General features: G+C 34.4%; 8 protein-coding genes and 1 pseudogene. 7 read left to right on the top strand and 2 right to left on the bottom strand.

What is annotated here, in order from left to right; translation table 11 throughout:
- Positions 1–2348 (bottom strand): valine--tRNA ligase (locus tag AACY61_RS04460; protein ID WP_339610385.1); only part of this gene is annotated, 2348 nt, incomplete at its 3' end.
- A 126-nt stretch (positions 2349–2474) separates the two neighbouring features.
- Here AACY61_RS04460 and AACY61_RS04455 point away from each other — a divergent pair.
- Entirely contained in the window at positions 2475–2840 is a 366-nt protein-coding gene (locus tag AACY61_RS04455) for a DUF1573 domain-containing protein (RefSeq protein WP_339610384.1), read from the top strand.
- Between the two features lie 51 nt (positions 2841–2891).
- Here AACY61_RS04455 and AACY61_RS04450 read toward each other — a convergent pair whose 3' ends face one another.
- Positions 2892–4205 carry an aspartyl protease family protein gene (locus tag AACY61_RS04450; protein ID WP_339610383.1) on the bottom strand — a complete coding sequence of 438 codons (1314 nt, stop codon included), beginning with the start codon at positions 4203–4205 and terminating at the stop codon, positions 2892–2894.
- 128 nt (positions 4206–4333) lie between these two features.
- Between AACY61_RS04450 and AACY61_RS04445 the strand changes: the two genes are divergently transcribed.
- From AACY61_RS04445 to AACY61_RS04420, 6 genes and pseudogenes are all read left to right on the top strand, one after another.
- Positions 4334–5524 (top strand): pyridoxal phosphate-dependent aminotransferase, encoded by a 1191-nt coding sequence (locus AACY61_RS04445; protein WP_339610382.1) that lies wholly within the window; start codon positions 4334–4336, stop codon positions 5522–5524.
- Positions 5524–6537, top strand: a complete 1014-nt coding sequence (gene murB, locus AACY61_RS04440) for a UDP-N-acetylmuramate dehydrogenase (protein ID WP_339610381.1) — start codon at positions 5524–5526, stop codon at positions 6535–6537. Before AACY61_RS04445 ends, murB begins: the two co-directional genes overlap by 1 nt.
- A gap of 74 nt (positions 6538–6611) precedes the next feature.
- On the top strand, positions 6612–6818 hold the full coding sequence (locus tag AACY61_RS04435) for a membrane or secreted protein (RefSeq protein WP_339610380.1): 207 nt from the start codon (positions 6612–6614) through the stop codon (positions 6816–6818).
- Positions 6819–6834: 16 nt separating this feature from the next.
- On the top strand, positions 6835–7935 hold the full coding sequence (locus tag AACY61_RS04430) for a glycosyltransferase (protein ID WP_339610379.1): 1101 nt from the start codon (positions 6835–6837) through the stop codon (positions 7933–7935).
- On the top strand, positions 7926–8495 hold the full coding sequence (locus AACY61_RS04425) for a sigma-70 family RNA polymerase sigma factor (RefSeq protein WP_339610378.1): 570 nt from the start codon (positions 7926–7928) through the stop codon (positions 8493–8495). Before AACY61_RS04430 ends, AACY61_RS04425 begins: the two co-directional genes overlap by 10 nt.
- A 73-nt stretch (positions 8496–8568) precedes the next feature.
- Positions 8569–8676, top strand: a pseudogene (locus AACY61_RS04420) (lipoyl synthase); the annotation flags it as partial.

Below are 8676 nucleotides of genomic sequence, written 5' to 3'. Positions count from 1 at the left end.
TTTAAAGTATCAATATTGCCCAGTTTAATGATTATTGAATCAAATTCTCCAGATACATTTTCTTGATTTAAAACAGAAAGTGCTATTGTCTCTTTAAAAGATATATTTTTCTCTTTTCTAATGGTTCTGATTCCGGATATAACCTCAGCAGCATGTTCAAAATCTGCAATTAATATATTGTCAAAGGACTTGATTTTCGGCCAATTATTGACTATCAGGGCTTCCTCTTTAGTTCTTTTAGTAATATTTTGCCAAATTTCTTCAGTTAAAAATGGCATAAATGGGTGAAGCAACCTCAAATTGTTTTCGAGTGCCACTATGATATCTTCAAAGGTTTTAAGGTCAATTGGTTCTCCATAAGAGGGTTTAACCATTTCAAGTAGCCACGAACAGAAATCATCCCAAACCAACTTGTAAGTGGCCATTAAAGCATCACTTATTCTGTATTTATTGTAGTGGTCTTCAATCTCAACTAAAGTGCTTTGTAGTTTGGCATTATACCACTCCAGTGCTTTTTGAGCATATTCGGGTTGTGAAACATCAGCAACCTCCCATCCTTTAATCAGTCTAAACGCATTCCAAATTTTATTTGCAAAACCTTTTCCTTGATTGCACAATTGTTCATCAAACAATAAGTCATTCCCGGCAGAAGCACTTAGCAACAACCCAACTCTCACCCCGTCTGCACCATATTCTTCTATTAAACTCAAGGCATCGGGAGAGTTTCCAAGAGATTTTGACATCTTTCTGCGTTGCTTGTCCCTTACCAAACCGGTTAAGTATACATTTTCAAAGGGTCGCTTTCCTGTGTATTCATAACCAGCAATAATCATTCTTGCTACCCAGAAAAACAGAATATCTGGTCCTGTCACCAAATCATTTGTCGGGTAATAATATTTGAATTCTTTATTCTCTGGTTCAAGAATTCCATTAAATACACTCATAGGCCACAACCAAGATGAAAACCAGGTATCGAGTGCGTCCGGATCTTGAGTTAAATCATTTTCGTAAAGATCTTGGTTTCCTGATTTTTTTCGAGCAAGTAGAAGAGCCTCTTTTTTTGTTTCAGCTACTACAAAATCATCATTTCCTTCACCGTAATAAAAGGCAGGAATTTGTTGCCCCCACCAAAGTTGTCTTGAAATATTCCAGTCACGAATGTTTTCCATCCAATGACGATATGTATTGTCAAACTTCTTTGGAAACAATTTTACTTCATCTGTTTCAAGAACGGCTTTGATTGCAGGTTTGGCAAGGTCTTCCATTTTTAAAAACCATTGGTCGCTCAAGCGGGGTTCAATAACTGCTTTGGTTCGTTCACTCGTTCCCACTTTATTGATATGGTCTTCCACTTTCAACAAATGTCCTTTTTCATCCAACTCTTTGGTTATTAATTTTCTAACCTCAAAACGATCTTTACCTTGATAGTGTAACCCAAACGAATTTAAAGTTCCATTAGGGTTTAGTATATCAATAATATCGAGATTATGTTTATCTCCCAACATCTTGTCGTTTTCATCATGAGCGGGTGTTACTTTTAAACAACCGGTACCAAATTCAACATCTACATAATCATCTTCAATAATTGGAATCACTCGATTTGCAATTGGAACTATTGCTTTTTTGCTTTTAAGATGTTTGAACCGTTCATCATTTGGATTGATGCAAATTGCAGTATCTCCCAATATAGTTTCAGGTCTTGTAGTGGCAATGGTCAAAGTATCTTTGCTACCTTCTATATTGTAACTTACATAATAAAGTTTGCCTTGTTGTTCTTCAAAAACTACTTCTTCATCAGAGAGGGTGGTTTGTGCTTCTGGGTCCCAGTTTACCATTCTGTAGCCACGGTAAATTAGTCCTTTGTTATACAGGTCAACAAAAGACTTAATAACTGATGCCGACATATCGCCGTCCAAAGTAAATTTGGTTCTGTCCCAGTCACAAGAACAACCTAATTTTTTAAGTTGTTCTAATATTATCCCTCCATGTTTATCTGTCCACTCCCAGGCATGATTTAAAAATTCATCACGTGTCAAATCATTTTTATTGATTCCTTCATCCTTTAATTTTGCTACAACTTTTGCTTCGGTAGCAATAGATGCGTGGTCTGTTCCAGGAACCCAACAAGCATTGAAGCCCTTTAGTCTTGCTCTTCTTATTAACACATCCTGGATTGTATTATTGAGCATGTGGCCCATATGGAGTACACCTGTCACATTGGGTGGTGGAATTACTATGGTATAGGGAGTTTTTTCATTCGGTTCAGAATGAAAATAGTTGTGTTTTATCCAGTAGTCGTACCACTTACTTTCAACTGATTTGGCATCATAATTAGAAGAAATACTCATTTTTGGTCTGATTTTTGAAATAGTAAGCAAAAGTAGTTATATCTTGATGATTATAAAAGTGAATAATTTAATTTGCTTGAAGATTAAAAAGTATATACATTAGCAATTCTTAAAAACTTAGAAATTATGAAAAAACTTGTTTTAATACTTGCTGTAGGTTTAATTAGTTTTGCCACGCAAGCACAAGCAAAAATTACATTTGAAGAGGACACAATCGATTACGGTGAAATCGAAAAAGGTTCAGATGGTGTAAGAACATTTAAATTCACCAACACTGGAGATCAGCCATTGGTGATTGAAGACATCAAGTCAACCTGTGGTTGTACAATCCCCAAAAAACCAAGTGGTCCTATTGCCCCGGGAGCTTCTGATGTAATTGAAGTAAAATATGACACAAAGCGTGTTGGACCAATCAGAAGATCAATTAGTGTTTACTCAAACGCAGTTGAACCTATAGTAACTTTAAAGATTAAAGGAACTGTTAAAGGTTAATATAGAATTAAATTACTTTTAAAAAACCCTCAAATTTTGAGGGTTTTTTATTTATAGATCTTTTAGTTCAAATTTCATTTTTTGCTCGATACCGTTTCTTAAAATTTTCATTTTAATCATTCTTCCTTCACGGGAATAAAACAATTGATTTATTTCATTTAATTCATATTGATAAGCTGGCTTATTATTAATTTCTAATATCTCATCTCCAATTCTAATTCCGGCTAAATCTGCCGGTGAATTTTTTCGTACTTCCACAACTTCAAATAACTGTTTGAGTTTTAGTTCTACAGCATCGCTTAAATTCAGATTAAAAACAGAATGTGATTCATTTTGGTTTAAACGGTAACTGTCTGAATTAATACTCTTCTGCTCTTTTACAAGTGCAAATCCACCTTGCTGTAAAGTTAAACCACTCATATTGTAATGAAAAGGTTCACCATAAAATCTGTTTTTTTTAAATTTTACAAACTGTTTATTATAATCAATGGTCCAGTTAAATCGCTTTAAAAGTTCCCCACCAATACTTCCGTTTCGTGCACCCAGATTTATAATTGTATCATTGATGTCAACGTCAGGATATGCCGTATTTACTTTTGAGAACTCAAATTCATCAATAGAAAATGAAGCAACTTTTGAACGTTTTCCGTATATATTTCCATTTATTCCAAGCCCTAAATAATCCTCAAAAGCATCTGAAGGAAGAATTATCTTATCATTACTTTGCTCAAACAGCCATAAAGCATCTCCAGAACCGGAATCAATCAGTAAGTTCAAATCAATGGTTTCAATACCATTAAAATAATCAGCTGTTATATAGGGTTTGTTTTTTTTTAAATAAATTCGTTTAATAATACATCTGCGACAGTTTTTATTTTTGTAAGATTCAGGTTTAAAAAAACGGAGCTTTTCTCTTTGATTATTTACTTCAACTACAAAATCCTTCAAAAAATCATAGCCAATAATTCCGTGAACAGGATACCCTAACCGTGAAGAAAAATTTAATGCACCGTCAAAAACCACAAAAATAGTCTGATCACTACTTTTAGCTTTTCCAATTTCAACAGTATTTCCTTCAGATTTTAACGCATCAACCGGCTCACCTTTTCCTAACCCTCGCAATTTTATCATTGAGTAATTATACAATTGTATTGAATCAGTTTCTTCAAAGCTAAAAATCACCGAAGATGAAGCTCCTGTGTCCAGTAAAAAAGTCAATGGTACTCCATTTACTTTTACAGGTATTAAAATAAGGTTGTTGATCAATTTAAAGTTGACTTTATCCTTTGTTTTGTTTCCTGAAAACTCAAAATTATTTTGAGACCATGCATTCTCAGATAAACAAAACAAGGATATAATTAGCAAGAATATTACGTTTATTTTCAATAGATTTTTATTTTTTTTAATAACCACAAAAATTATGCTAATCTTCATTTACACTTCATGGAAATCTAAATAAAATTTTGCAACTTTGCATCCTAAAAATACACAAAATGCCACACATTTCTAATAAAGGAAAGTTAATGCCTGAATCACCCATAAGAAAATTAGTTCCTTATGCAGATTTAGCACAAGAAAAAGGAAAAAAAATATATTATCTAAATATTGGTCAACCCGATATTAAAACACCCGAGGTTGCTTTAAACGCCATAAAAAACAATAATATATCAGTTTTATCATATAGTCATTCAGCCGGTTTTGAAAGTTACAGAAAAAAACTAGCAAACTATTATAAAACCATATCACCCGGCATTACTCCTAACAACATCATAGTTACTACTGGAGGTTCTGAAGCCTTACTTTTTGCAATGGGAACAATTGCAGATTCCGGTGATGAAATTATTATTCCAGAACCATTTTATGCCAATTATAATGGTTTTGCAACTGCATCGGGTGTAAAAGTTGTTCCCGTCATCTCAACCATAGAAAACAATTTTGGTTTACCACCGGTTTCAGAATTTGAAAAACTGATAACTCCAAAAACTAAAGCCATCCTGATCTGCAACCCCGGAAACCCAACAGGATATTTGTATACAAAGGAAGAAATTGACCAATTGGCTGCCATCGTAAAAAAATACGATTTATTCCTAATTGCAGATGAGGTTTACAGGGAGTTCGCTTATGATGGTCTAATGCACCACTCCATTCTTTCAGTTGCCGGAATTGAGGAAAATGCTATTGTTATAGATTCGGTTTCCAAGCGATACAGTATGTGTGGTGCACGCATAGGATGCATTGTTTCCAAAAATAATGAAGTAATGGCCACAGCAATGAAATTTGCACAGGCACGACTGAGTCCACCCACTTTTGCACAAATTGCAAGCGAAGCAGCCCTCGAAACTCCACAATCCTATTTTGATGATGTAATAAACGAATACAAAAACCGCAGAGACCTGCTGGTTTCTGAACTTCAAAAAATCCCTAATGTTAAAGTAGCCAAACCCGGTGGAGCATTTTACTGTATCGCAGAATTGCCCGTCAACGATGCCGATGAATTTGCCAAATGGCTTCTTGAATCGTTTGATTTAAACAACGAAACCGTAATGGTAGCTCCCGCTGCAGGTTTTTACTCTACCCCTGGTGCCGGTAAAAACCAAGTGAGAATTGCCTATGTCCTCAAAAAAGAAGATTTACAAAAAGCGGTCAATATTTTAAAAATAGCATTGGAGCAATACAACAATTAATGTTGATTCAAGAACATATTAACCTGAAACCCTACAATACTTTTGGTGTAACAGCTTACGCTAAATACTTTGTGGAAGTCACCTCTGTCGAAGAATTAATTGAGGTATTAGGAAATTCCAATTATCCTGAATTATTTATTTTAGGTGGCGGTAGTAATATGTTATTGACCAAAGATATTGATGCTTTGGTAATTTATATCAACCTCAAAGGAATTTCAATTGATTTTGAAGATAACAACTTCGTTCACCTCAAAGTAATGGCTGGTGAAAATTGGCACCAACTGGTTCTGTATTGCCTAGAAAACAACTATGGAGGGATTGAAAACCTTTCCCTCATTCCTGGAAACACAGGTTCCGCACCCATTCAAAACATTGGTGCTTATGGTGTGGAACTCAAAGATGTTTTTATATCCTGCAAAGCGATGCAAATTGAAAACGGTGAGATGAAAACATTTGACTTGGAAGCGTGTAAATTTGGTTATCGTAGTTCGCTCTTCAAAACCAATGAAAAAGGCAATTACATTATCTCGAGTGTTACATTAAAACTCACTAAAAAAGACCACAAAATCAATGTGGACTATGGCGCTATTCAGGAAGAGTTATTGAAATTAAATGTTGAAAGCCCAACGATTCAGGATGTTTCAAAAGCAGTGATTGCCATTAGACAATCCAAATTGCCTGATCCCAATGAGTTGGGCAACAGTGGTAGTTTTTTTAAAAACCCGGTGATTGACAACCCTGCATTTGAGGTGTTTATTTCCCAATTTCCTGAAGCACCTTTTTATAAAATTTCAGAAAGCGAATACAAAATACCCGCCGGCTGGCTCATTGAGCAGGCAGGCTTTAAAGGTAAACGCTTTGGTGATGCCGGAGTTCATACCAAACAAGCATTGGTGTTAGTAAATTATGATAATGCTTCGGGAGCTGATATTTTAAATCTCTCTAAAAAGATTCAACAAAAGGTAAAGCACTTGTTTGATATAGCTTTGGAAACAGAGGTAAACATTGTGTAAATTGAGAAAATTTTAAACTTTACTACTACTCCATTTCTCTGCTAATTTCTTATCTTTGAAGAAAATAATTTACGATGAAATTAATCCTTATCACACTCGCACTTTTAGGACTTGCTATTGCCGGGATTGCCATTAAAATATGGGCCAAAAAAGACGGCAAGTTTGCCGGAACCTGTGCAAGCCAAAGTCCATTCTTAAACAAAGATGGTGAAGCCTGTGGTTTTTGTGGTAAAGCACCAGATCAATTCGACAGTTGTTCTGAAGATGCACATACCAATTAAACATCACCAATAAAGTATGTTTTCAACTCTGCTTATTGCATTCATTATTGTTATTGCACTAAACTGCCTGATTTACATTTTTTTTGCTGCTTATGCTTTTTCAAAACCACAACTTTCAGAGGAAAAATCAACTTTTCCGGTATCAGTAATTGTTTGCTCTAAAAACGAGTCTGAAAATCTTAAAAAAAATATCCCGATTTGGCTTGAGCAAACTTATCCAAACTTCGAACTCATTCTTATCAATGACGCTTCAATAGACGAAACACTTGATGTAATTGAAGAATTTGCCGCTAAAGACGAACGTATTAAAATTGTAGATGTAAAAAACAACGAAGCCTTTTGGGCCAATAAAAAATATGCCCTCACGTTGGGTATTAAAAAAGCGAAAAACAACTACCTTCTCTTTACCGATGCCGACTGCCAACCAGCATCAAATTTTTGGATACAGGAAATGGCCAACCACTTCTCAACAACTAAACAACTTGTGTTGGGTTATGGTGCTTACGCTAAAAGAAAAGGACTGTTAAATAAGCTCATTCGGTTTGAAACAATGGTTACTGCTTTACAATATTTCAGCTTTGCAAAAGCTGGAATGGCCTATATGGGCGTTGGAAGAAATCTCGCCTATACCGCTAAATTATTTTATGATAATAATGGCTTTATGAGCCATATGTATATTCGTTCTGGAGACGATGATTTGTTTGTCAACGAAGCAGCCTCCCAAACAAAAGTAGCACTTTGCGACACTGCAGAAAGCTTTACTATCTCTGAACCTAAAAAAACTTGGAAAAACTATATAAATCAGAAAAAAAGACACATTACAACTGCATCTAATTATAAAACTTCACATAAACTTTTTTTGAGCTTTATATACATTATAAACTGCTTATTTTGGATCGGAACAGCTCTCACTTTTACATTTTTTGAATGGGAGTGGGTTTTCGGGGTCGTATTTTTTAGACTCTTATTTCAATTCATAGTTTTTGGGAAAGCATTTAAAAAGTTCCGTGAAAACGGGTTGATTTTACTGCTACCATTTTTAGAAATAGCACTTATTTGCTTCCAAATTACTATCTTTATATCCAACATTTTTTCAAAACCCAAACATTGGAAATAAGTAAAAAAAAACTCCTAGAGCAAATTCAACAGGCTAAACTCGGCAAACAAATTGCTTTTAATTTTCTTTTGGACAGATATTGGAATGAAGTTTATGGGTTTCAGCTTTCACGTATTAATAATGAATTTGAAGCAGAAGAAATAACCATTGAAACATTTGCAAAAGCTTTTGATAAAATACAATCTTTTAAGGAAGAATACAGATTTAGCACTTGGCTAATTTCAATTTCAAAAAATTTACATGTTGATAAAATCAGAAAAAAGAAATCTGGAATTCAAACTCAGAATTCAGAGGCAATTCAAGAACAGGTTCATAAAATTCCAGATGACTCACCTAGTCCTGAAGACAACCTGATTACTCAGCAAAACTTAGCAGAATTACTGCTATTTATTAAAATGCTCAAACCACATTACCAGGAAGTTATCAATCTAAGGTATTTTCAGGAAATGAGTTACAAAGAAATTTCAGAAAAACTCGAGGAACCCATAAACAATGTAAAAGTAAAATTACTTCGTTCCAAAAAACTACTTGCAGAAATCATTTCAAAAAACAGACAATAATTGTTTTTTACAAAGCAAGCAATTTCATTAATTTTAGTTATTGTTTTGTACATTTGCACCCAATAAAATTACCATGGAATCTCAAATTGTTTCAACCTCTGAAAGAGCACCAAAGCCTAAATGGTTAAGGGTAAAACTACCCACAGGAAAAAAATATACTGAATTAAGAGGGCTTGCTTTG

Origin of the sequence: uncultured Planktosalinus sp., assembly GCF_963973675.1 — a bacterium.
In the GTDB taxonomy this organism is placed as follows: domain Bacteria; phylum Bacteroidota; class Bacteroidia; order Flavobacteriales; family Flavobacteriaceae; genus Planktosalinus.
This window is presented reverse-complemented; position numbering and strand designations above follow the sequence as displayed.